Source organism: Nocardiopsis yanglingensis, assembly GCF_045809185.1.
GTDB lineage: Bacteria > Pseudomonadota > Gammaproteobacteria > Xanthomonadales > Xanthomonadaceae > Stenotrophomonas > Stenotrophomonas yanglingensis.
Window position 1 is genome coordinate 65,796 of sequence record NZ_JBJNRH010000006.1, and the last position, 23,167, is coordinate 88,962.

The window sequence follows — 23,167 nt, forward strand, 5'->3', positions numbered from 1 at the left end:
GGGGTTGGGCGGCGGGGGGGCCGCCACCCCCCCTTCTCGTGGGGGGGCAGCGGCGGCCCGGCGCCCGCCACTACCGCATTCCACACCGCACGCGAATCGCTCTGGTAGGTGCCAACCTTGGTTGGCACACCCCGTCAGATCGCGTTACGGCCGGCATCGTGCCAACCAAAGCAGGCCGCTGCTCAGGTATTGGCCGGCGAGCTCAGCGGCGGGCGCACCAGGTCGCGGTGGAAGAAATAGATTTCCTGCACCAGGAAGCGCCAGCTGGTGTGGAAGCTGCGGAAGCGCGTGCTGGGCGTGGACGAGGCCAGCGCATCGATGCCCAATGCCTTGCTCAGGCGCAGCGCGCGCGCCATGTGCAGCGGGTCGCTGACGATGATCACCCGGTGCAGGTCGCGCTGGTCCATCAGCCGCTTGGCTTCGACCAAGTTCTGCACGGTGTTGCGCGAAGCGGTTTCGATCAGGATCGCGTCGTCCGGCACGCCATGCTTGAGCGCATAACGCCGCGCCACCTGCGATTCGGAGAAGCGCGCGCCGGTACCACCGTAGCCACCGGTGAAGATCAGCAGTGGCGCGTACTGGGCCTCATACAGATCCAGGCCGTGGCGGATGCGTTCCTCGAATACCGGCGACGGCTTGGCGTCGTAGGCCGCTGCGCCGAGCACGATGATGGCGTCGGCCTTGGCGGCCTGGTCACGCTCGCCGACCCAGACGATCCAGGCAGTCACGCCCAGCAGCCAGATCACCAGCACCACGAACAGCCGCCACAGCCAGCCCAGCAGGCCGGTGCGATGGCGGTTGCGCTCGCGGCTCAAGGCGCCCCCCAGCGAAGTGCTGGCAGGTCGACATTGCCACCGGACAGCACCAGGCCCACGCGCAGGCCGGCAAAACGCTGCGGCTGTGCCAGCACCGCGGCCAGCACGGTAGCCGAGGACGGCTCGACCACCTGCTTGAGCACCTCCCACAGCAGTCGCATCGCGGCCATCGTCGCCGCGTCATCGACCACGATCACCTCGGCACCAGCCGCACGCAGCAGTTCGAAATTGGGCGCGCCGATCAGCGTACGCAGCCCATCGCAGATCGTGTCCGGGGTGAATGCCCCCTGGCGCTCGCCTGCGGCCAGTGATCGCGCGGTGTCGTCGGCACCGGCCGGCTCGGCCAGCACCAGGCGCGTCTGCGGGCTGGCATGCTGCAGCGCCAGGGCAGTACCGCTGGCCAGGCCACCACCGCCTACCGGCACCACCAGCACATCAAACGGGCCGTCGCTGTGCAGCAGTTCCAGCGCCGCGGTGCCCTGTCCAGCCATCACCGCCGGGTCCGCATACGGATGGACCAGGGTCGCTCCGGTATCGGCCTGCACCTTGGCGCAGGTGGCCTCACGGTCGGCAATGGTCGGCGGACAGCGCCAGAGCGTCGCGCCATGGCGCGCAATGTTGGCCAGCTTGGCCGCCACCGCACCTTCGGGCACCACCACGTGGCAGGGAATGCCACGGGTACGCGCGGCCAGTGCCAGGGCGGCGCCATGATTGCCGGAGGAGTGGGTGACTACACCGGCACTGGCGCGATCGGCCTCCAGTGACCAGACCGCGTTGCAGGCACCACGGAACTTGAATGCGCCACCGCGCTGCAGGTGCTCGGCCTTGAACGCCAGCCGCGCGCCGGCCAGCGCATCGAGCGTGCGCGAGCGCAGCACCGGCGTCACGCTGGCGTGCGGGGCGATCCTCGCGGCAGCAAGCAGGACGTCATCGGCGCGGGGCAACAGTGAATCGCTCATGACGCAAGATTAACGTATGGCTTCGCGCTGGCGACCGGGACACAGGTCATGCCAGCATGCAGCCCTACGCCTCCATTCATCCTGGCCGGCGGAATTAAGGGCCGATTCAACGCTGGCGCCCGAAGCTGACTGCACACCCGTCCTCTGGGGGGACCCACCATGAAAACGCGCCTGATGCTTGCCGGTGGCCTGTTGCTGGCCCTGACCGGCTGCACCACCTACGACTATGTCGGCGGCGGCCGCAGCGGCAGCTACTACCACGGTGCGCCGTCGGTGGAATACCGCTACCCGGCCGGCTACCCCTACAACTATGGCCCCTACTACGGTGGCTATGGCGGTTACTACGGCGGCTACGGCAACCCGTATTACTCGCGACCGATCTACCGCCCGCCGCACAACCACCGCCCGCCGCCGCGTCCGCCCGGCAACGGAGGCGAGAACCGTCCGCCACCGCCGTCGCGGCCGTCGTACAACGGGGGCTCGCCGTGGCGGAACATGGACTCGATGCGCCGCCCGCCGCAGTCCGGCGTGCGACCGTCGGCCCCTCCGCCGCAGGCCCGTCCGGCGCCGGCGCCGAGCGCGCCAAGGATGAACGGTTCCCCCTGGCGCAACATGGATCGTGCGACACAGCGCACAGTTGAGCGCTGAACCGTCTTGCATTTCACACGGTCTAAGCCGCAATCTACGCGGACAGTGACGGCCCGCGTCACAAAGTGACAAAAACGACACGGGCCGCCGCAAAAAGCTCTACGTCGATATCCGACAGGAACATCTGGATCCCCCCTGTTCCGGCCCTGTCGGATGTCGGCACCTCTGAAGGCAGACGGCCCCGCGATGCGGGGCCGTTTGTTTTCGGCGAGAGCCCCAGCGTCAGTAGATCCACGCCATGCGTGGATGGGGCCTTCCCGACAGCCCAAAAAAACAGGGCCGGACAGTCCCCCGACTGCCGGCCCTCTGCTCCCCCACCGTGCGCCTGTACCGGCCCCTGTTCCAATTCCGGTCACGGGCGCCTACGGCGCCAGCCACGATGGGTGCTATTGGGTTATCTGCAAAAATCCTGCCAACTTTAGGGCTGATTTCGGCGCCGGCCGGCCGGCACCGACGTCCCGGCCCCGAATGGCGCTAAAATCGCCACCCCGGCGCCGCCCCCCGGCCGCGCCCGCCCCCAGCTGAACAGCCCCCATGAATCCGTCCTTCCATCGTTACGACGTCATCGTCATCGGCGGTGGCCACGCTGGCACCGAAGCCGCGCTGGCCGCGGCCCGCACCGGCGTGCGCACCCTGCTGCTGACCCACAACATCGAAACGGTGGGCGCGATGAGCTGCAACCCGGCCATCGGCGGCATCGGCAAGGGCCACCTGGTCAAGGAGATCGACGCCCTGGGTGGCGCGATGGCGCATGCCGCCGACCGCGCCGGTATCCAGTGGCGCACGCTCAACGCCTCCAAGGGTCCGGCCGTGCGTGCCACCCGCTGCCAGGCCGACCGCAACCTGTACCGCATGGCGATCCGCGCCATCGTCGAAGGCCAGGCCAACCTGACCGTGTTCCAGGCCGCAGTAGACGATCTGGTGATCGAGGGCGACGCCGTGCGCGGGGTCATCACCCAGACCGGCCTGCGTTTCGACGCCGAAGCGGTGGTGCTGACCGCCGGCACCTTCCTGGCCGGCAAGATCCATGTCGGGCCGACCCAGTACGCCGCCGGCCGCATGGGCGACCCGCCGGCCACCACGCTGGCCGCGCGCCTGCGCGAGCGCCCGTTCCAGGTCGACCGCCTGAAGACCGGCACGCCGCCGCGCATCGACGGCCGCTCGCTGGACTACAGCGTGATGGACGAGCAGCCTGGCGATTCGCCGCGCCCGGTGATGTCCTTCCTCGGCTCGGTGGACGAGCATCCGCAGCAGGTCAGCTGCTGGATCACCCACACCACCGAACAGACCCACCAGATCATCCGCGATGCGCTGCACCGCTCGCCGCTGTACAGCGGCCAGATCGAAGGCATCGGCCCGCGCTACTGCCCGTCCATCGAGGACAAGGTGGTGCGCTTTGCCGAGAAGGCCAGCCACCAGATCTTCGTCGAACCCGAAGGCCTGGGCATCGTCGAGATCTACCCCAACGGCATCTCCACCTCGCTGCCGTTCGACGTGCAGCTGGAGATGGTGCGCAGCATCCGCGGCTTCGAGAACGCACACATCACCCGCCCCGGCTACGCGATCGAGTACGACTTCTTCGATCCGCGCGGGTTGAAGGCCTCGCTGGAAACCAAGCTGGTCAACGGCCTGTTCTTCGCCGGCCAGATCAACGGCACCACCGGCTATGAAGAAGCCGCCGCGCAGGGCCTGCTGGCCGGCCTCAACGCCGCACGCCAGGTGCGTGGGCTGGACGGCTGGTGCCCGCGTCGCGACGAAGCCTACCTGGGCGTGCTGGTGGATGACCTGATCACCCACGGCACCAACGAGCCGTACCGCATGTTCACCAGCCGCGCCGAGTACCGGTTGCAGCTGCGCGAAGACAACGCCGACCAGCGCCTGACCCCGGCCGGCCGCGGGATGGGCCTGGTCGATGATCGTCGCTGGAGCGCGTTTGAGACCAAGCAGGCGGCGGTGGAAGCCGAGCGTGCACGCCTTGGTGCACTGTGGGCGACCCCGGCCAATGCACTGGGCCGCGAAGTGAACGAAACGCTGGGCGTGGCGGTCAGCCGCGAAACCAACGTACTGGACCTGATCAAGCGCCCCGAGCTGGATTACGCCAAGCTGATGCAGGTGCCCTCGCTGGGCCCGGCCGTGGCTGACGGCAAGGTGGCCGAGCAGGTCGAGATCGGCGTGAAGTACGCCGGCTACCTGGACCGCCAGCGCGAGGAGATCGAGCGCCAGCAGCGGCATGAAGCCACGCCGATCGCTGAAGCCTTCGACTACGCGACGGTGCGCGGGCTGTCGGCCGAAGCACTGCAGAAGCTGGAGCGTGTGCGGCCGCAGACCATCGGTCAGGCGCAGCGCATCCCGGGCATGACCCCGGCAGCGATCTCGCTGCTGCTGGTGCACCTGGAGCGGGCGCGCCGCGGCCGCGTGGCGTAACGCGGTCGAACCTGCTTGTGGTGGGTGCCGATCTTGGTCGGCACGAATCATCTGATCGCATGCTTTCGTGCCGACCAAGGTCGGCACCTACCAGAGCGGATCACGTGCAGCAATGCAGTAGATCCACGCCATGCGTGGATGAACAACACAGCGCCGGTCAAGGTCGGCATCTACCGGAACGAACGCGTTACCGTGCGTCGGCGCCACCGCCCAGCACCTTGAACAACGTCACCCGGTTACCCGCTTCCTGCTGCTGCAGCGCGATCAGGTCCAGCTGCGCGGCATACAGGCTGCGCTGCGCATCCAGCGCCTGCAGATAGCCGTCCAGCCCGGTGTGGTAACGCGCGTCAGCCAGCGTGTAGCTGCGCTGGCTGGCGGCCACCAGCGCACGCTGGGCTTCCATCTGCGCAGTCAGGTGATCGCGCGTGGCAAGCGCATCGGCCACTTCGCTGAAGGCCTGCTGGATCGACTTCTCGTACTGCGCGATGCCGATGTCCTTGCCGATCTTCGAGGCATCCAACGAGGCCTTCAACGCACCGGCATGGAAAATTGGCGCGGTGATGCTGGGCGCGAGCGACCAGCCGCGGGTGCCGGCCGAGAACAGCGTCGACAACGCGGTGGAGCTGTGGCCGTAGTTGGCAGTCAGCGTCAGCGTCGGGAAGAACGCAGCGCGCGCGGCACCGATATCGGCATTGGCTGCCTGCAACGCGTGTTCGGCGGACAACACGTCCGGGCGCTGCAGCAGCACGCTTGAGGGCAGGTTGGAAGGCAACGGCGCCAGCGCCACGGTGCCGTCCAGTGCCTGCGCGCTCGGCAGCAATGCCGCGTCCAGCGGCGCGCCCACCAGCAACTGCAGCGCATCACGATCCTGCGCCTGCTGGGTCTGCAGCCTGGCCAGCGCAGCGCGCGCGGCTTCCACGCTGGTCTGCACCTGCGACAGGTCCAGGCCCGAGGCCAACCCCTGTGCGTGGCGGGCCTCGGTGCGCTGCAGGGTCTGCTGATGGCTGTCCAGGGTCTGCCGGGTGAACGCCAGCGACTGCTCGTCCGCCGCCAGCGCCAGCCACGCCGTGGCCACTTCGGCCACCAGGCTGGTGCGCGCGGCGCGCTGGTTCTCGGCGCTGGCCAGCCAGTTCTGCAGGGCCTCGTTCTTCAGGCTGCGGATGCGCCCGAACAGGTCCAGTTCCCAGCTGCTGATACCCACCTGCACCGCATCGGATTCGGTCACCTGAGTGGCACCGGTCTCGCTGTTGGCATCACTCACCCGCGAGCGGGTGACGCTGCCGCTGGCATCCACCGATGGCAGCAGCGCCGCGCGCTGGATACGGTATTGCGCGCGTTCCTTCTCCACCTGCAGCACCGCCACGCGCAGGTCGCGGTTGTTCTGCAACGCCAGCGCGATGACCTGCTGCAGGCGCGGTTCCAGGAACACCTCGCGCCAGGCCGGCATCGCCAGTGCCGGCTCGGCCTCGCCGGTGGCGGCATTGCCGAACTGTGCCGGCACCGGCGCCTCGGGGCGCTGGTAGTGCGGTGCCATGCTCACGCAGCCGCCCAGCACGGTGGTCATCGTTGCGGCCGCCAGGGCGCGCAGCAGCATCGGCTTCATGGGCTTGCCTCCGTGGCAGTGGCTTCGGCCGGCGCACGGCCCGGGAACAGGCGCCGCACCAGCAGATAGAACAACGGCACGAAGAACATGCCCAGTACCATCGAGGCGACCGTACCGCCGGCCACGCCGGTACCCAGCGAACGGCGCGCGGCCGAACCGGCGCCGGTGGCGAATACCAGCGGCAACACGCCCATCAGGAACGCCAGCGAGGTCATCACGATCGGCCGCAACCGCAGATAGACCGCCTGCAGGATCGCTTCGCGGGTGCGCTTGCCCTGCTGCTCGAGGATGCGTGCGAACTCGACGATCAGGATGCCGTTCTTCGCGGCCAGACCAATCGTGGTCAGCAGGCCGACCTGGAAGTACACGTCGTTGTTGAGGCCACGCAGGTTCATCATCAACACGGCACCGAACACGCCCAACGGCACCGCCAGCATCACCGCGAACGGCACCGCCCAGCTTTCATAAAGCGCCGCCAGGCACAGGAACACGAACAGCAGCGAGATGGCGTACAACATGGGCGCCTGGTTGCCCGACAGCTGCTCCTGGTAGGCCATGTCCGACCACGCGTGGCTGAAGCCTTCCGGCAGTGTGTCAGCCAGCCGCGCGATCTCGGCCATCGCCTCGCCGGAGCTGACGCCCGGCGCCGGCTGGCCGGTGATCTCCATCGCCGACACGCCGTTGTAGCGCTGCAATGCGGCCGGCGCGCTGGTCCAGTGGGCGCTGACCAGCGACGACAGCGGCACCATCTGGCCGGCCTGGTTGCGCACGCTCCAGCGCTCGATGTCCTGCGGCTGCATGCGTGCTTCGGCCGTGCCCTGGATGAAGACCTTCTTGATGCGGCCCTTGTAGATGAAGTTGTTGACGAAGTCGCCGCCCAGCGCTGCGTTCAAGGTGTCATTGATGTCCTGCGGATTCACGCCCATGGCCTGTGCCTTCGCGTCGTCCACCTTCACCGCATACACCGGCGCGTCTTCCAGGCTGGCATAACGCACGTTGACCAGCTTCGGATCCTTGGCGGCCTCCTTCAGCAGCGTGTTGCGCGCGGCCACGGCGGCGGCATGGCCGGCACCGCCTTCGTCCTGCAGTTCCAGGGTGAAACCGCCCGCATCGCCCAGGCCAAGTATGGCCGGTGGCGAAGTGATGAACACCTGCGCATCGGGCACGCTGGCCATGGCAGCGGTCAAGCGCGCGGCGATGGTATCGGCATCGTCCTTGCGGTCATCCCAGTCCTTGAGCCGGATGAAGGCCTGGCCGACGTTCTGTCCACTGCCGGTGACACTGAAACCGGCGGTGGCCTGGATCGACAGCACACTGTTGTCCTTCACTGCGGCGGCACTCAGGCGATCCATCACTGCACGGGTCTGCTCCAGGGTGGAGCCGGCCGGCAGCTTCACCAGCGCGTTGAGCATGCCCTGGTCCTCATCGGGCAGGAATGCACCCGGCAGGTGCCACAGCAGCAGGCCGGTGGCCACGCTCAGCACCAGGTAGAACAGTACACCCAGCGTGCGCCGGCCAAGGAAACCATCCACGCGATGGCGCAGGCCGTTGGAGGTGCGCTCGAAGCGGTGGTTAAACCAGATGAAGAACTTGCCCAGCAGGCTCGGCTCGCCGCCGTGGTCACCATGCGGATGGCCGCCCTTGGGAATCTGGTGCAGGATGCTGCCGCACAGCGCCGGGGTGATGGTCATCGCCACCAGCACCGACAGGATCATCGCGGCGGCAATCGTCACCGAGAACTGGCGATAGATCACGCCGGTGACACCGCTGAAGAACGCCATCGGCAGGAACACTGCGGTGAGCACCAGCACGATGCCGACCAGCGCACCGGTGATCTGGCCCATCGCCTTCAGCGTGGCCGGCTTCGGTGCCAGCCCTTCGAAGGTCATCACCCGCTCCACGTTCTCCACCACGACGATGGCATCGTCCACCAGCAGGCCGATGGCCAGCACCAGCGCGAACATGGTCAGCGTGTTGATCGAATAGCCGAAGGCCGCCAGCACGCCGAACGTGCCCAGCAGCACCACCGGCACCGCGATGGTCGGGATCAGCGTGGCCCGCCAGTTCTGCAGGAACAGGTACATCACCAGCACGACCAGCGCGATCGCCTCGATCAGGGTGATCACCACTTCCTTCAGCGAGATGGTCACGAACGGCGTGGTGGTGAATGCCACGTGGGCGGTGTAGCCATGCGGCCAGTACTTCTGCAGCTGCTGAAGCCGTGCATCGATGGCCTTGGACACGGCGATGGCGTTCGCACCGGCATTGAGCTCGATGCCCAGCGAGGCCGACGGCTTGCCGTTGAAGGTGCTGATGCTGTCGTAGCTCTCCGGCCCCAGGCCGATCGTCGCCACGTCGCCCAGGTGCACCACGCTGCCACTGGCATCGGCCTTGAGCACCACCTGCGCGAACTGCTCGGGGGTGTGCAGGCGGCTGCGCGCGGTCACCGTGGCGTCGAGCTGCTGGCCCTTCAGCGCCGGCTGGCCACCGAGTTCACCGGCCGACACGTCGGTGTTCTGCGCCTGCAGTGCGGTCTCGATGTCCGACGGCATCAGCGCGTACTGGCGCATCTTTTCCGGGTCCAGCCAGATACGCATGGCGTATTCCTGGCCGATCGGCTGGATGTTGCCGACGCCGCTGACACGGCTGATCTGGTCGTCGATGCGCGCTTCCATGAAGTTGGCGACATCGAAGTTGTCCATGCTGCCGTCTTCGCTGGTGAACGACAGCACCTCGAAGATCGAACCACTGGACTTGGTGATGGTCAGGCCGTTCTGCTGCACCGCCTGCGGCAGCGTCGCCATGGCCGCCTGCAGCTGGTTCTGTACCTGCACCTGCGCGGTGTCCGGGTTGGTGCCGGTGGCGAACACCAGGTTGACCTGCGCCGAGCCGTCGGAGGCACTGGTCGAGGTCATGTACATCAGGTGGTCCAGGCTCTGCTGGGACTGCTCGATGACCTGGGTGACCGCGTTTTCCACAGTCTGCGACGAGGCACCGGTATAGGTGGCGCGGATGGTGATGGTGGGCGGGGCGATCTGCGGGTAGCGGTCCACCGGCAGGATCAGGATCGCGAGCAGGCCGAGCAGGCTGACCGCGATGGCGATCACCCAGGCGAAGATCGGCCGGTCGATGAAGAAACGAACCATGCGCGGCAGGCCTCAGTGCGACTTTTCGTCGGTGTTGCCGTTCGGGTCGATCACCGGCATTGCTGCCAGCTGCGCGGTGGTGACCGCCACCGCCTTCACCTGCTGGCCGAGCGAAACCGCACTGCCGTTGCTGACGATCACCCGCTCGCCGGCCTTCAGGCCCTGCGTGATCTGCCACTGGTTGCCCACCACCTGGCCGGTGCTGACCCGCCGCTCGACCACGCGATCCTTTGCGTCGAGCAGGCGCAGCAGCGGCTCGCCACGTTCATTGCGCACCACCGCCTTCTGCGGCACCAGCAGCGCGCGCGCATCGGTGGCCATCGGCAGCACCGCCTTCAGGTACATACCCGGCAGCAGCAGGCCGTCCGGGTTCGGAATGACCGCACGCAGCACCACGTTGCCGGTGCCGGGATCGACCGCGCTGCCAACAAACTCCAGCGTGCCTTCATGCGCATACGTGCTGCCGTCTTCCAGCAGCACCTTCACCTGCGCCTTGCCGTCGATGGCCTTCACCAGGCCGGCATCGAGCTGCTTGCGCAGCGCCAGCATCTGCGTGCTGGACTGGGTCACATCCAGATAGACCGGGTCCAACCGCTGGATGGTGGTCAGCGCCGCATCCTGGCCGGCGGCGACCAGCGCGCCGGCGGTGACGCTGGAGGTACCGATGCGGCCCTCGATCGGTGCGGTCACCCGGGTGTAGTCGAGGTTGATGCGCGCGGCCTGCAGCGCAGCGCGCGCGGCGATCACATTGGCCTGTGCCTGCTTCAGTGCCGAGGTGGCATCGTCGGCATCCTGCTTGCTGGCCGCATCCATGCCCAGCAGCGTGCGGGTGCGCTCGGCCTTCGGCTGCGCCGACAGCACGGTGGCCTCGGCCTGCGCCAGCTGGCCGCGCGCGGTATCGAAGGCGGCCTGGTACGGCGCCGGATCGACCTGGTAAAGCAGCTGGCCGGCCTTGACCTGCTGGCCTTCGGTGAACAAGCGCTGGCGGATCAGCCCACCGATCTGCGGCCGTACCTCGGATACCTCGAACGGTACCGCCCGGCCGGGCAGGGTCTGCTGCAGTGCCAGCGGCTGCGCGCTGGCGGTGATGATGCCCACTTCGGGGGTGGCCGGGACGTCGGTCCTGCCCGCCGAGCAGGCGGCCAGAGCCAGCAGCAGGGGCAGCAACAGCGGACGGGGGGAACGGGACAGCGGGCGCAGGAGTGACATGGGGGGCGTGGGGGCCTTGCGTTGACCCGTGCACGCTGCCGTGGAACTGTGCAGAGAATATGGAGAATGTGCGACCCACTCAGCTGACGCTTGCTTTCGGCGCCGCATACGCCGCTAATGGCCCCCGCGATGGCGAAGATTCGACTCAAATTCGGCCTGACCGCGAAGACCTTCCTCGCGATCTTCACCGCCTGCCTGCTGGTGCTGGCAGTGAACGGCATTGCCAGCCGCGTGGCGTTCCAGACCGGCTTCCTGGACTACCTCAACGACCAGGGCGACCTGCGCATGCAGCGCCTGATGCCCCACCTGCAGCGCGAGTACAGCGCCCACGGCGGCTGGGAGCATCTGCGCGGCGACAGTGACCGCTGGGCGCGGCTGCTGCGCCCGGACCTGGCCCATGGGCACGAAGGGCCGGTGCCGCCGCTGTCCGACCAGACCGGCGTTCCTTCCCGGCTCGGCCTGTTCGATGCACAGCATCGGTTCGTGGCCGGCAATCCCGATGCCACCAGCGATGACGAGCCGCACGCGGTGCAGGTGGACGGACACACGGTGGGTTGGCTGGGCATGGTGCCGTTCCAGACCGTCATCGCCACCAATGATCTGAATTTCTACAACACCCAGATGCGCGCGTGGTGGGTGATCGGCATCTCGCTGCTGCTGGTGACGGTATTGCTGGCCTGGCTGGTGTCGCGCGCGCTGCGCCAGCGCCTGGCCAAGCTGGCTGCGGCCACGCACCGGCTGGCCGCCGGTGACTATGCCACCCGCATCGAGCGCACCAGCGACGATGAGCTGGACGCACTGGTCAATGACTTCAACCGGATGGCACAGGCGCTGGACGATACCGAGCGCAACCGCCGCGCCTTCATCGCCGACATCTCGCACGAACTGCGCACGCCGCTGGCGGTGGTGCGCGCGGAGCTGGAAGCGATCGAGGACGGCATCCGTCCATTGGACCGCGCCAACCTCGGTGGCCTGCAGAGCGAGATCCGCCAGCTGGGCAAGCTGGTCGACGACCTGCACGATCTGTCGATGACCCAGTCCGGCGGCCTCGCCTACCGCTTCGCGCCGCTGGACCTGGTGGCGCTGCTGCGCAGCGAACTCAATGGCATGCGCGTGCGCTTCGCCAACGCAGGCCTGTCGCTGGAAGAAGATCTACCCGCCACACCGCTGCTGGTGTCCGGCGACGAGCGACGCCTGCAGCAGGTACTGGCCAACCTGTTGGAGAACGCGCTGCGCTATACCCATACCGGCGGCCGCGTACGTGTGCAGGCAGCGCGGGTACCTGCCGGCGTGCAGCTGATCGTGGAAGACACCGCGCCGGGCGTGCCGGCCGACAAGTGCGCGCTGCTGTTCGAGCGCTTCTACCGGGTGGAGAGCTCGCGCAACCGTGCCAGCGGTGGCAGCGGGCTGGGCCTGGCCATCAGCCACAACATCATTCTCGCCCACCACGGCCACATCCACGCCGAGCCCTCGCCACTGGGCGGGCTGCGTGTGGTCATCACCCTGCCGGAGTCTGCATGAGCACGTCCCCCGCTGCGTCCGCGAAGATCCTGATCGTCGAGGATGAGCCGCGGCTGGCCTCGGTACTGCGCGATTACCTGGCCGCTGCCGGCATGGTCAGCGAATGGGTGGATGACGGCGGCCAGGTGATCGAGGCGTTCGCGCGCTACCAGCCCGATCTGGTGCTGTTGGACCTGATGCTGCCGCAGCGCGATGGCGTGGACCTGTGCCGCGAGCTGCGCGCCAGCAGCGACGTGCCGGTGATCATGGTCACCGCGCGGGTGGAAGAGATCGATCGCCTGCTCGGTCTGGAGATCGGCGCCGACGACTACATCTGCAAACCGTTCAGTCCGCGCGAGGTGGTCGCGCGGGTGGTGGCGGTGCTGCGCCGCTACCGCCCGGACCCATCGGCGCGTGCCAACGACGGCCTGCACATCGACGAGCCAGCCGCGCGCGCTACCTGGAACGGCAAGGGCCTGGACCTGACGCCGGTGGAGTACCGCCTGCTGCGCACGTTGCTGGCCACGCCAGGCCGGATCTGGGCGCGCGATGAACTGCTCGACCGGCTGTACCTGGATCATCGCGTGGTGGTCGACCGCACCGTCGACAGCCATGTGCGCAACCTGCGCCGCAAGCTGGCCGACGCCGGCATGGAAGGCGAGCCGATCCGGTCGGTATACGGGATGGGCTACAGCTACGAGCCGTAACCGGTAGTGGCGGCCGCGGGGCGGCCAACACGGGGAACCCGAGGGGGGGGGGGGGGTTGGGGGCCCCGGGCCGCCCGCGCGCCCCTGGGGGGGGGCGGCGGGGGGGGGGGGGGGGGGGGGCCCTGGGGGGGGGGGGGGGGGGGCCGCCCCCCCCCCCCCCCCACTACCGATGCCTCTGCCGCGTATCATCGTCGCGAACGCCCTGATTTCCGGAGACACGATGAACCCGCTGCGCCCCTTCCGCGACAAGATGCCCGTCTTCGGCGAGCGCGTGTACATCGATCCGGCCTGTACCCTCATCGGTGACGTGGAACTGGCCGACGACGTGTCGGTGTGGCCGGGCACGGTCATCCGCGGCGACGTCAATTACGTCCGCATCGGCGCCCGCACCAACGTGCAGGACGGCACCATCATCCACGTCAGTCACCACAGCCCGTACAACAAGGCCGGCTACCCGACCCTGATCGGCGAAGGCGTGACCGTCGGCCACGGCTGCATCATCCATGCCTGCACCATCGGCGATTACAGCCTGATCGGCATGGGTGCCTGCATCCTCGACGGCGCGCGGGTCGAGCGTCATGGCTTCGTCGGCGCCGGTGCGGTGGTCGGCCCGGGCAAGGTGGTGGGTGAAGGCGAGCTCTGGGTCGGCAACCCGGCCCGCCCGGCGCGCACGCTGAGCGACAAGGAGATCGAGTCGCTGCACTACTCGGCCGACCACTACGTGCGGCTGAAGGACGAGTACCTGGGCTGAACGGCCAACGCCGCCATGCGGCTCTGCTAAAGTCTGGGCCCGACCAGGACCTGTCGAGACCCCCATGCCTGTGGCTGCCTGCCGGAGAGGACTCCGCCGCCCACAACGAAGGCCATCGCACTGATGGCCGCACCGATGCTTGATACCTACCGCGAGGTGGTGACGCCGGAGGGTGTGCTGCTGCAGTTGCCAGCCGCCGGCCCGTTGCCGCGGGCGATGGCCTGGCTGGTGGATCTCGGTGTGCGCATCGCGGTGCTGGTGCTGATGTCGATCCCGCTGGCACTGCTGGACAAGTTCGGCTCCGGCCTCTACCTGGTGCTGATGTTCCTGGTCTACTGGGCCTACCCGATCGTCTGCGAGGCACTGTGGGGCCGTACCCTCGGCAAGCGCGCACTGGGCCTGCGCGTGCTGTCGCGCGATGGCGCACCGGTGGGCTGGATGGCGTCGATCACACGCAATCTGCTGCGTACCGTGGACATGCTGCCGTTCGGCTATGCATTGGGCCTGATCAGCAGCCTGTTCGACCCGCATGGCCGCCGCCTGGGTGACCTGGTGGCCGGCACCGTGGTGGTGCACGCGCCTGCGCTGTACCTGCCGCCGCCACCGACCATCGACAGCGTGCTGGCCCCGCCGCAGCCGCTGCGCCCGGATGAACAGGCGGCACTGATGGCCTTTGCCGAGCGCGCGCCCCGCTTGTCGGCGGCGCGCCAGCAGGAGCTGGCCAGCATTGCCGAGCCCCTCACCGGCACCCACGGCCAGGTCGCCGTGCTGCGCCTGTATGCAATGGCCAACTGGCTGCTGGGGCGGCGATGAAGCAGGAACAGTTCGTCGCCCGCTACCAGCAGGAATGGCAGGACCTGGAGCAGTGGCTGCTGCTGCGCGCCGGTGCCGCACGCCGTACGCGCCGCAAGGCCAGCGGGCTGGCACTGGACGACACCGCCTTTCCGCAGCGCTACCGGCGCCTGTGCCAGCAGCTGGCGCTGGCCCGTGAGCGCGGCTACAGCCCACAGCTGGTGCAGCGCCTGCAGCAGCTGATGCAGCAGGGCCACAGCGTGCTGTACCGCACGCGGCCGACGCGCTGGCGCGCGGCACTGGAATTCCTGGTGGCCGACTTTCCGCTGCTGGTGCGCAGCCAGGCACGCAGCATGTGGGTGGCACTGGCGATGTTCGCGTTGCCGGCGGTGGCCTGTTTCGTGCTGGCGCAGGCCTATCCGGACCTGATCCACATGCTGATGGACAACCGCCAGATCGCCGAGATGGAGCGCATGTACGACCCTGCGGCCGAGCGCCTGGGGCGCGACAGCGGCACCGACTGGATGATGTTCGGCCATTACGTCATGAACAACATCAGCATCGCCCTGCGCACCTTCGCCAGCGGCCTGCTGGCCGGGCTGGGCACGCTGCTGGTACTGCTGTTCAACGGCGTGACCATCGGTGCGGTGGCCGGCCACCTGCAGCACATCGGCCACGGTAGCCCGTTCTGGCGCTTCGTGGTCGGCCATGGCGCCTTCGAGCTGACTGCGATCGTGATCGCTGGCGGTGCCGGCCTGCAGCTGGGCATGAAGCTGCTGGCCCCCGGCCGGCGCAGCCGCCTGGATGCATTGGTCGACGGCGGCCGCATCGGCGCCCGGCTGTGCCTGGGCGCGGCGTTCATGCTGCTGGTGGCCGCCTTCATCGAAGCCTTCTGGTCGTCGATCGCCGAAGTACCCGCATGGGGCAAGTTCGGCGTGGCCGGCGTGCTGTGGGCCGGCGTGCTGTTGTGGCTGTGGCGCGGCGGACGCGGAGGCGGCGATGCGCATTGACCGTCTCGACGTGGTGCTGCGCGCACGCAGCGGCTGGGAAGCGATGGAGCTGGGCAGCGCCCTCACCCGCCGCCACGCACGTGCGGTATGGGGCAGCTGGCTGCTGGCCAGCGCTCCGCTGTTCGTGATCTTCAACGCACTGGGCTGGTGGCTGGATGCGTTCGGCTGGGCCTGGCTGGCGATGTGGTGGTGCAAACCGCTGTTCGAACGTGCGCCGCTGTACGTGCTGTCGCGCGGCATCTTCGGCGAACCGGTCGGCACGCTGGCGGCGCTGCGCGCGCAACGTCACTGGGGCAACAGCGGATTCTGGGGCTACCTGGGCTGGCGTCGTTTCAGCGTGCTGCGCAGCCTGTGCCTGCCGGTGAACCTGCTCGAGGGCAATGCGCCGGCCCAGCGCGGTGCACGCCGCCGCGCAGTGGCAGCCGGTGCCGCGGGCGCCGCCGTCGTGCTGACCGTGGCCTGCATGGCCTTTGAAGGGGTGCTGGTATCCGGTGCGATCGGTGCGGTGTTCATGTTCATGCCGCTGGAGCTGATGTCCGAATCGTGGCGCGCCGCATGGGACATGATCGGCCAGGACACGCCCGCATGGGCGCGGCTGGGCTTCAACCTGGCGTGCTGGCTGGCGTCGGCGCTGATCGGACCGTTCTATGTCGGCGCCGGCTTCGGCCTGTACTTGAACCGGCGTACGCAGATGGAAGCGTGGGACGTGGAGATCGCCCTGCGCCGCCTGCGCGAGCGGCTGCTGCCGGCGGCATCAACGCTGGCGCTGCTGCTGTGCCTTGCCCTGCCGCTGGTCTCCGCACCGGCGCATGCGCAGGACGCTGACGCCGAGCCCGAACGTGCCATGGGCAAGCCCAACGACCGTGGCGTCGCCGCCGAAGAAGGTGACGAAGCACCGACCATCAACCCGGCCAACACGCCGGCAACGATCTTCGGCGGTACGCCGGTGGACACCGCCGGTTTCCGTCAGGCAGTGAACCGCGCCTATGAAGACCCGCTGCAGCGCCCTACCCGCCAGGTCACGCACTGGAAGCCGATCGAGCAGGCCGAGGAAAAAAAGAAGGAAGACAAGCAGCTGCAGCGTGACACCAACAGCAAAGGTGAACGCAAAGCGCGCAAGGACGGCATCGCCTGGCTGGCGCGGCTGGCCGAATGGGGCCTGTGGGGCCTGCTCGGCATCCTGCTGCTGGTGTTGTTGCTGACCGTGCGGCTGTGGCTGCCGTGGCTGCGGGGCAGTGGCCGGCGCAAGGCTGACGCAGCACCGCAGGTGCTGGAGGAACAGGTGGAACTGCCGGTGGTGCTGCCGCCGGACGTGGCCACCCAGGCTGGTCTGCTGTGGGACCAGGGCCGGCCGCGGCAGGCGTTGGCCCTGCTGTACCGCGCCAGCGTGCGCACGGTGGGCGAGCGCAGCGGTATAGCGCTTCCACCCGGCGCCACCGAAGCGCAATGCCTGCGCGCGTCGCGGCGCATGCCCGAGCCCAGCGACCGTGACCTGTTCGCACGCATCGTGCGCATGTGGCAGTACGCCGCCTACGGTGGCCGCCTGCCCAGCCGCGCCGATTTCGATGCATTGGCCGACACCCTGCGCCAGCAGTACGGGTGGCAGGCATGAGTCCGCGCCTGTTCTGGTCGTTGCTGCTGGGTGCATTGGTGCTGTTCGGCGTACCGCTGACTGTGCTCTACCTGCGCACGCACGAGCGGGTGACCGAGACGATCCGGCTTCCGCCTCAGGGCGAGGCCGCCTATAACCCGCTGTACGTACTCGGCCAGGCCCTGCGCGCCGATGGCATCGACGTGCATTCGCGACCGCGGCTGGAGTTGCAGCAGATGACGCTGGGGCGCCACGACACGGTGGTGCTGCTGCAGGACAGCAGCGAACTGCCGGCGCCGGCGGTGAAACAGCTGCTGGACTGGGTCGACCAGGGCGGCCACTTGCTGGTGCGTACACCACCACGGGCCGAGGACGATGCCAGCAGCACGCAGGGCCCCCTGCTGGACCAGTTGGGCGTGGACAGCCTGTTCCAGCGCAGCGACTGCCAGGCCTTCCATGTCGACGACGATCCGGGCCACGTCGAATTCTGTGGTGGCCGCCGCTTCACGCTTGGGTTTGCGGCCAGTGCGCGGGCCGAACGCCGCTGGGGCACTGATCGCGACCTGGTGTTCGCGCGCCTGCGCCACGGCCAGGGCAGAGTGAGCGTGCTGGCCGACATGGAGTTCATGCGCAGCGAAGTGGACTCACCGGCAGCGCGCCTGGCCTCTGCCGCAGGCAAGGCCAGCGACGGCCTGCACGATCCTGCCCATCGCGACCTGACCCGCTACCTGCTCGATCCGAACTACGGCAAGGGTGCGGTCTGGCTGGTCTATGCCAGCCGCCCGCCGTCGCTGTGGTCGCGCATGTTCTATCAGGGCTGGCCGCTGTGGGCGCCGCTGCTGCTGGCTTTGCTGGGCTGGTTGTGGGGCCGCTCGCAGCGCTTCGGCAGCCTGCTGCCGTCGCCGGTGCTGGAACGCCGTTCGCTGCTGGAGCACGTGCGCGCCAGTGGCGAACTGCTGCTGCGCTTCGGTCACGGCATGCGCCTGTACGAGGCCGTGCTCGCCCTGTTCCTGCATCGCCTGCGCCTGCGCGCACCGATTGCCACCGCACTGGACGGTGCGCCGCGCGATCAGGCCATCGCCGAGCTGCTGAAGTGGCCGCAGGGCCGCGTCGCCAGCGCGCTTACGCCCCCTCCGCCGCACGATTCCTCCGCCCTGCGCGAGCGCATCCGCTTGCTGCTCCAGATGAGATCCCTGCTATGACCGAAGTCCCCGAGCTGCCGGCGGCCGCCAACGCCCGCCTGATCGAACGCGTCGATGCCATCCGCGATGCCGTCGGCCACGCCTTCATCGGCCAGGCCGATGTACTGGACCAGATCCTGGTGGCGCTGCTTGCCGGTGGCCACGTGCTGATCGAGGGCGTGCCAGGGCTGGGCAAGACCCTGCTGGTGCGCGCACTGGCACAGGCCCTGGAACTGGATTACGGCCGCGTACAGTTCACCCCCGACCTGATGCCCAGCGACGTCAGCGGCCACGCGGTGTACGACCCGAAGAGCGAGAGCTTCAAGATCCGTCGCGGTCCGGTGTTCACCAACCTGCTGCTGGCCGACGAGATCAACCGTGCACCGGCCAAGACCCAGTCGGCGCTGCTGGAAGTGATGCAGGAAGGCCAGGTGACCATCGAAGGCAAGGCCTTCACCCTGGCGCCGCCGTTCATGGCGCTGGCCACGCAGAACCCGCTGGAGCAGGAAGGCACCTACCCGCTGCCGGAAGCACAGCTGGACCGTTTCCTGCTGAAGGTGCTGATCGACTATCCGCAGCTGGAGGACGAGAAGCGCATGGTGACCGCGATCACCAGCGGCCGCGCCGCCAGCGATTTCGACCTGAGCCAGGTGCCGCGTGTGCTCGGTGCCGGTGAATTGCTGGAACTGCAGCGTGCCACTGCGGCGATCACCGTCGATGACGAAGTGATCGACTACGCGGTGCGGATTGTGGCGGCCACGAGGCAGTGGCCGGGTATCGCGGTCGGCGCTGGCCCGCGTGGCAGCATCGCGCTGGTGCGTGCCTCGCGCGCACAGGCGGTGCTGGCCGGTCGTGATTTCGTCACGCCGGATGATGTGCGCGACATCGCACGCCCGGCGCTGCGCCACCGCATCGCGCTGGCACCGGAACTGCAGATTGAAGGCCAGGACGCCGACGACGTGCTGGGCGCGCTGCTGGCCAAGGTGGAAGCACCGCGCCGATGAGGCCGGCCCCGCTGCTGCTGGCGCTGCTGCTGGCCTGGGCTGCCCTGGGCGGCCTGGTGCTGGGCGGGTTGCTGCCGCGCTGGAGCTGGGCGCTGGCGGCGCTGGCGATTGCCGTGCCGGCGCTGGTGGATCTATGGCGCCAGTGGCGGCGTCCGTCGCCGCAGGTGCAGCGCGAACTGCCCGAAGCGCTGGCACTGGGCGTGCGCCGCGAGGCTGCACTGCGGCTGCAGGCGGACGCACCGATGACGGTGCAGGTGTTCGACCTGGTACCCGGCGGCTGGCCGCTGGAATCGCTGCCGCAGCGCGTGCGCCTGCAGGCGGGCACCGCTGCCACCCTGCACTACCATCTGCAGCCGCTGCAGCGCGGGCATTTCCGCTTCGAGGGCGTGCACCTGCGCATGCGCTCGCCGTGGCGCCTGTGGTGGCAGCAACGCACCCTGCCCCCCGCGCTGGACGTGCGGGTCTATCCGAACTTCGTGCCGCTCACCCGCTTCGCGTTGTTCAGTGCCGACCAGGCCTCGCGGCTGGTCGGTGCGCACGTGAAGCGCCGCCGCGGTGAGGGCACCGACTTCCACCAGATGCGCGAGTACCGCATCGGCGACAGCCTGCGCCAACTCGACTGGAAGGCCACCGCACGCGCGCGCAAGCTGATCTCGCGCGAATACCAGGACGAGAAGAACCAGCAGCTGCTGCTGATGCTCGACAGTGGCCGGCGCATGCTGGCCAGCGAAGGCGGGCTCTCGCACTTCGACCACGCGTTGAACGCCTCGCTGGTGGTGGCCTACCTGGCGCTGCGCCAGGGTGATGCCGCCGGCCTGTTCGCTGCCGGTGGCGAACGCCGCTGGGTCGCGCCGCAGCGCGGCATGGGCACCGTCGAGCACCTGCTGCGCGCCAGCTACGACCTGCAGCCGCGCGCGGTGGCCACCGACTACCTGGCCGCCGCCACCGAAGTGTCGCTGCGCCAGCGCCGGCGCGCGCTGGTGATGCTGGTCAGCAACGTGCGCGACGAGGACATCGAAGACCTGCTGGCGGCGGTGCGACTCCTGCAGCAACGCCACCTGGTGTGCGTGGCCAGCCTGCGCGAACGCGAGCTGGACGGCGCGCTGGAGGGCGAGGTGCAGACGCTGGAGGACGCGACCCAGGCCGGTGCCGCGGCGCTGTACCTGCAGCAGCGCGCGAAGGCGCATGAGGCGCTGCGCAGCGAGAAGGTGATGGTGCTGGACGTCACCGCCGATGCCCTGCCTGGTGCGCTGGTGGAGCGCTATCTGGCGGTGAAGCGCGAAGGGCTGCTCTGATACCAGCGATCGCCTTGGTGGGTACCAACACCGATTGCCGGCCAGCGGCCGGCACTACCCCTGCAACAACCGCCGCACCGCTCTGGTAGGTGCCAACCTTGGTTGGCACGAAACCCACAGCGCCGACCAAGGTCGGCATCTACCAAAACCGGTTACCGGCCAGCGGCCGGCACTACCCCTGCAACAGCCGATGCATCGCTCTGGTGGGTGCCAACCTTGGTTGGCACGAAACCCACAGCGCCGACCAAGGTCGGCATCTACCAAAACCGGTTACCGGCCAGCGGCCGGCACTACCCCTGCAACAGCCGATGCATCGCTCTGGTGGGTGCCAACCTTGGTTGGCACGAAACCCACAGCGCCGACCAAGGTCGGCATCTACCAAAACCGGTTACCGGCCAGCGGCCGGCACTACCCCTGCAACAGCCGATGCATCGCTCTGGTGGGTGCCAACCTTGGTTGGCACGGAATCAACAGCGCCGACCAAGGTCGGCCACTACCTACAGCGGTTGTTCTACGACCGGCGTCGGTTGCCCACGCCGGCCCGGGGGCGCCGTACCGTCATCAGACGTAGATCCGCGTTGGCGCCTCATCAACGATCGCGTGCGGCACGAAGCGCGCGCTGTCGCGGGTGATCGCACTGTCGTCCTCGCGAATGCCGATGCCGCAGGCATGATCGCCAATCACCCAGCTGCCGATCAGCGGGTAGCCGCCTTCGAAGCGGGTCAGCGGATGGGCGCGCTGGATGATCGCCGGACCATCGTAGGGACCGTCGCTGCGCTGGGTACTGCCATCGGCCAGGTGCATCTCGATGTTCGCACCTTCGCGCGAGAACAGCGGCTTGCGCACCCAGCCCGATGCCAGCGTGCTGCCGTCATCGAAATGCGCCTCCAGCAGGTTCGGATGGCCCACATTGCGCTGCCACAGCAGCGGCAGGATGCCCTTGTTGCTCAGCACCGCCTTCCACGCTGGCTCCAGCAGCTGCACGCCCGAGCCGGGCAGCGCGCGGCCGAACTCCTCGGCCATCAGGTCTTCCAGCGGGTACAGCTTGAACAGCGTGCCGATCACCGAATCGTCCAGCGCGGTGAAGCGACCGTCCTCGGACAGGCCGATATCCTCGATGGCGATGGCCTGGCCATGCAGGCCGGCCTGCGACGCACAGTCGCGCAGGTAGTCGACGGTGCCGCGGTCTTCTTCGGAGCTGCCTACGGCGCTGAAATACAGCGGCGGCGGCAACTGCGTGGCCAGTTCGCCGAAGCGTTCGACCAGCGCTTCATGGATCGCGTTGAACTGGTCGGCATGCTGCGGCAGGCGACCGGCGTTGCGCTGGTCCTCCAGCCACTGCCACTGGAAGAAGCTGGCCTCGAACAGCGAGGTCGGCGTGTCGTAGTTCAGTTCGTACAGCTTGGCTGGGCCGGTACCGTCGTAGGCCAGGTCCAGGCGACCGTAAAGATGCGGCTGGCGCTGACGCCAGCTGTCGGCGATCCAGTCGCGGTAATGCGACGGAATCGCCAACTGGTCCATCAACCGTTCGCTGCCGATGACATCACCGACCAGGTCCAGCGCCATCTGGTGCAGCTCGGCGCTGGGGTCTTCGATGTCCTGTTCGATCTGGCGCAGGGTGAAGGCGTAGTACGCGCTCTCATCCCAATACGGCTGGCCATCGATGGTGTGGAAGCGGAAACCCGCCTCTTCCGCGCGTGCCCGCCACTGGGCACGCTCGGCAATCCGGATACGCTGCATGGGTCGATCAGCCGCCGTAGCTGCCGCTGGTGCTGCGGCGCGCGCTGGTGTTGCCGAAGCCACCACGGCTGGCAGTGACCGCACGGTTCGGCTCGCTGGTGACCGGGGCCAGGCCCGCCTTGCCTGCGCCGATGCCGCTGGCGGTGTTCAGGCCACCGCTGCCGCCCGGTGCCGGACGCGCCCAGCCGGCGCTCTTGTCCTGGTAGGCCGGCGACGCCGCCGGCGCCTGCGGCGCGAGGCCGCCGCGGTTGCTCAGCATCTGCGACATGAAGAAGCCCATCATCATCGGGCCGATGAACGAGGTACCGGCCGAGGTGTGCTGTTGCACACACTGTTCCGGCTTGTAGTCCTTCTCGCAGGCCTCCTTGCTGGCGTACTTCGGCGCCGCATCGGCGGCCTGCTTCTGCGCTTCGGCGAAGGCATTGCGGCACGACGACGGATCGCCGGTGGCCTCGGTGCAGGCCTCCACCGAGGTGTACAGGCCTTCCTGCACCTTCACCTCCGGCTCCTTCTGGCAAGCGGTGAACAGCAGCGGCGCAGCGCTCATCAGCAGCAGCGCGGTGGTGCGGGAACGTTTCATGGCCTCATGCCCTGTCGACGGATCAATGCCCCAATGATGCCAAATCCTGGCCAGCAACCGGAATCGGCAAAGTGGGAAAGATGAACGGACTTTCATTTTCGTCGTTCCAATCAGGAATCGGGGTCAGAGCCCGTTGCGCAGCAACGGGATCCGACCCCGTCAGATTGCGGCCAACTGTCGAAGGCGGGGTGGGTCCGGTTGCGGGGGCGTGA

18 protein-coding genes are annotated in these 23,167 nt (G+C 68.3%); 11 read left to right on the top strand and 7 right to left on the bottom strand.

What is annotated here, in order from left to right; translation table 11 throughout:
- Positions 1 to 182: 182 nt before the first annotated feature.
- Both ACJ7C5_RS10520 and ACJ7C5_RS10525 read right to left on the bottom strand, forming a co-directional pair.
- Positions 183 to 815 (bottom strand): YdcF family protein, encoded by a 633-nt coding sequence (locus ACJ7C5_RS10520; protein ID WP_080354798.1) that lies wholly within the window; start codon positions 813 to 815, stop codon positions 183 to 185.
- The gene (locus tag ACJ7C5_RS10525; RefSeq protein ID WP_412703849.1) at positions 812 to 1,774 is read right to left on the bottom strand and encodes a pyridoxal-phosphate dependent enzyme; all 963 of its coding nucleotides are present in this window, start codon (positions 1,772 to 1,774) and stop codon (positions 812 to 814) included. The genes ACJ7C5_RS10520 and ACJ7C5_RS10525 overlap by 4 nt, the downstream gene beginning before the upstream one ends.
- Positions 1,775 to 1,933: 159 nt before the next feature.
- On the opposite strand from ACJ7C5_RS10525, the gene ACJ7C5_RS10530 reads away from it, so the two are divergent.
- Positions 1,934 to 2,422 (top strand): hypothetical protein, encoded by a 489-nt coding sequence (locus tag ACJ7C5_RS10530; protein ID WP_088027844.1) that lies wholly within the window; start codon positions 1,934 to 1,936, stop codon positions 2,420 to 2,422.
- Positions 2,423 to 2,956: 534 nt separating this feature from the next.
- Entirely contained in the window at positions 2,957 to 4,846 is a 1,890-nt protein-coding gene (gene mnmG / locus ACJ7C5_RS10535) for a tRNA uridine-5-carboxymethylaminomethyl(34) synthesis enzyme MnmG (RefSeq protein WP_412703850.1), read from the top strand.
- Between the two features lie 187 nt (positions 4,847 to 5,033).
- Here the strand turns inward: mnmG and smeC are convergent, their stop codons facing one another.
- From smeC to smeA, 3 genes are read right to left on the bottom strand one after another with little or no spacing between them, the layout of a single operon-like run.
- Entirely contained in the window at positions 5,034 to 6,449 is a 1,416-nt protein-coding gene (smeC, locus tag ACJ7C5_RS10540) for a multidrug efflux transporter outer membrane subunit SmeC (RefSeq protein WP_412703851.1), read from the bottom strand.
- Positions 6,446 to 9,595 carry a multidrug efflux RND transporter permease subunit SmeB gene (gene smeB, locus ACJ7C5_RS10545; RefSeq protein ID WP_412703852.1) on the bottom strand — a complete coding sequence of 1,050 codons (3,150 nt, stop codon included), beginning with the start codon at positions 9,593 to 9,595 and terminating at the stop codon, positions 6,446 to 6,448. The genes smeC and smeB overlap by 4 nt, the downstream gene beginning before the upstream one ends.
- Positions 9,596 to 9,607: 12 nt before the next feature.
- Entirely contained in the window at positions 9,608 to 10,804 is a 1,197-nt protein-coding gene (gene smeA / locus ACJ7C5_RS10550; protein WP_412703853.1) for a multidrug efflux RND transporter periplasmic adaptor subunit SmeA, read from the bottom strand.
- Positions 10,805 to 10,933: 129 nt separating this feature from the next.
- Here smeA and baeS point away from each other — a divergent pair, with 129 nt between their 5' ends.
- The 9 genes from baeS to ACJ7C5_RS10595 all read left to right on the top strand — a co-directional run bounded on the left by baeS (position 10,934) and on the right by ACJ7C5_RS10595 (position 20,635).
- A complete protein-coding gene (gene baeS / locus ACJ7C5_RS10555) occupies positions 10,934 to 12,325 on the top strand; it encodes a sensor histidine kinase efflux regulator BaeS (RefSeq protein WP_412703854.1) in 1,392 nt (463 codons plus the stop codon).
- The gene (locus ACJ7C5_RS10560; RefSeq protein WP_094001292.1) at positions 12,322 to 13,011 is read left to right on the top strand and encodes a response regulator; all 690 of its coding nucleotides are present in this window, start codon (positions 12,322 to 12,324) and stop codon (positions 13,009 to 13,011) included. The genes baeS and ACJ7C5_RS10560 overlap by 4 nt, the downstream gene beginning before the upstream one ends.
- A gap of 220 nt (positions 13,012 to 13,231) precedes the next feature.
- Positions 13,232 to 13,762 (top strand): gamma carbonic anhydrase family protein, encoded by a 531-nt coding sequence (locus ACJ7C5_RS10565; RefSeq protein ID WP_412703855.1) that lies wholly within the window; start codon positions 13,232 to 13,234, stop codon positions 13,760 to 13,762.
- A gap of 123 nt (positions 13,763 to 13,885) precedes the next feature.
- Positions 13,886 to 14,575, top strand: coding sequence for an RDD family protein (locus tag ACJ7C5_RS10570; RefSeq protein WP_094001293.1), 690 nt, complete (start codon positions 13,886 to 13,888; stop codon positions 14,573 to 14,575).
- The gene (locus ACJ7C5_RS10575; protein WP_412703856.1) at positions 14,572 to 15,564 is read left to right on the top strand and encodes a stage II sporulation protein M; all 993 of its coding nucleotides are present in this window, start codon (positions 14,572 to 14,574) and stop codon (positions 15,562 to 15,564) included. The genes ACJ7C5_RS10570 and ACJ7C5_RS10575 overlap by 4 nt, the downstream gene beginning before the upstream one ends.
- Complete coding sequence (locus ACJ7C5_RS10580; protein ID WP_412703857.1) at positions 15,554 to 17,176, top strand: DUF4129 domain-containing protein; 1,623 nt, start codon at positions 15,554 to 15,556, stop codon at positions 17,174 to 17,176. The genes ACJ7C5_RS10575 and ACJ7C5_RS10580 overlap by 11 nt, the downstream gene beginning before the upstream one ends.
- Positions 17,173 to 18,357, top strand: a complete 1,185-nt coding sequence (locus tag ACJ7C5_RS10585; protein WP_412703858.1) for a DUF4350 domain-containing protein — start codon at positions 17,173 to 17,175, stop codon at positions 18,355 to 18,357. Before ACJ7C5_RS10580 ends, ACJ7C5_RS10585 begins: the two co-directional genes overlap by 4 nt.
- On the top strand, positions 18,354 to 19,340 hold the full coding sequence (locus tag ACJ7C5_RS10590; RefSeq protein ID WP_005411535.1) for an AAA family ATPase: 987 nt from the start codon (positions 18,354 to 18,356) through the stop codon (positions 19,338 to 19,340). Before ACJ7C5_RS10585 ends, ACJ7C5_RS10590 begins: the two co-directional genes overlap by 4 nt.
- Positions 19,337 to 20,635, top strand: coding sequence for a DUF58 domain-containing protein (locus tag ACJ7C5_RS10595; protein ID WP_412703859.1), 1,299 nt, complete (start codon positions 19,337 to 19,339; stop codon positions 20,633 to 20,635). The genes ACJ7C5_RS10590 and ACJ7C5_RS10595 overlap by 4 nt, the downstream gene beginning before the upstream one ends.
- A gap of 561 nt (positions 20,636 to 21,196) precedes the next feature.
- Here ACJ7C5_RS10595 and ACJ7C5_RS10600 read toward each other — a convergent pair.
- Complete coding sequence (locus tag ACJ7C5_RS10600; protein WP_412703860.1) at positions 21,197 to 22,375, bottom strand: glutathionylspermidine synthase family protein; 1,179 nt, start codon at positions 22,373 to 22,375, stop codon at positions 21,197 to 21,199.
- Between the two features lie 7 nt (positions 22,376 to 22,382).
- Positions 22,383 to 22,955 (bottom strand): DUF1190 domain-containing protein, encoded by a 573-nt coding sequence (locus ACJ7C5_RS10605; protein WP_014038869.1) that lies wholly within the window; start codon positions 22,953 to 22,955, stop codon positions 22,383 to 22,385.
- Between the last annotated feature and the right edge of the window lie 212 nt (positions 22,956 to 23,167).

Bases quoted from the DNA above. Each gene is read 5' to 3' on its own strand.
- ACJ7C5_RS10565 (WP_412703855.1), top strand. From the start codon at position 13,232: ATGAACCCGCTGCGCCCCTTCCGCGACAAGATGCCCGTCTTCGGCGAG.
- ACJ7C5_RS10585 (WP_412703858.1), top strand. From the start codon at position 17,173: ATGAGTCCGCGCCTGTTCTGGTCGTTGCTGCTGGGTGCATTGGTGCTG.
- ACJ7C5_RS10560 (WP_094001292.1), top strand. From the start codon at position 12,322: ATGAGCACGTCCCCCGCTGCGTCCGCGAAGATCCTGATCGTCGAGGAT.
- ACJ7C5_RS10590 (WP_005411535.1), top strand. From the start codon at position 18,354: ATGACCGAAGTCCCCGAGCTGCCGGCGGCCGCCAACGCCCGCCTGATC.
- ACJ7C5_RS10575 (WP_412703856.1), top strand. From the start codon at position 14,572: ATGAAGCAGGAACAGTTCGTCGCCCGCTACCAGCAGGAATGGCAGGAC.
- ACJ7C5_RS10600 (WP_412703860.1), bottom strand. From the start codon at position 22,375: ATGCAGCGTATCCGGATTGCCGAGCGTGCCCAGTGGCGGGCACGCGCG.
- mnmG (WP_412703850.1), top strand. From the start codon at position 2,957: ATGAATCCGTCCTTCCATCGTTACGACGTCATCGTCATCGGCGGTGGC.
- ACJ7C5_RS10570 (WP_094001293.1), top strand. From the start codon at position 13,886: ATGGCCGCACCGATGCTTGATACCTACCGCGAGGTGGTGACGCCGGAG.
- smeB (WP_412703852.1), bottom strand. From the start codon at position 9,595: ATGGTTCGTTTCTTCATCGACCGGCCGATCTTCGCCTGGGTGATCGCC.
- ACJ7C5_RS10580 (WP_412703857.1), top strand. From the start codon at position 15,554: ATGCGCATTGACCGTCTCGACGTGGTGCTGCGCGCACGCAGCGGCTGG.
- smeA (WP_412703853.1), bottom strand. From the start codon at position 10,804: ATGTCACTCCTGCGCCCGCTGTCCCGTTCCCCCCGTCCGCTGTTGCTG.
- ACJ7C5_RS10530 (WP_088027844.1), top strand. From the start codon at position 1,934: ATGAAAACGCGCCTGATGCTTGCCGGTGGCCTGTTGCTGGCCCTGACC.
- smeC (WP_412703851.1), bottom strand. From the start codon at position 6,449: ATGAAGCCGATGCTGCTGCGCGCCCTGGCGGCCGCAACGATGACCACC.
- ACJ7C5_RS10595 (WP_412703859.1), top strand. From the start codon at position 19,337: ATGAGGCCGGCCCCGCTGCTGCTGGCGCTGCTGCTGGCCTGGGCTGCC.
- ACJ7C5_RS10525 (WP_412703849.1), bottom strand. From the start codon at position 1,774: ATGAGCGATTCACTGTTGCCCCGCGCCGATGACGTCCTGCTTGCTGCC.
- ACJ7C5_RS10605 (WP_014038869.1), bottom strand. From the start codon at position 22,955: ATGAAACGTTCCCGCACCACCGCGCTGCTGCTGATGAGCGCTGCGCCG.
- baeS (WP_412703854.1), top strand. From the start codon at position 10,934: ATGGCGAAGATTCGACTCAAATTCGGCCTGACCGCGAAGACCTTCCTC.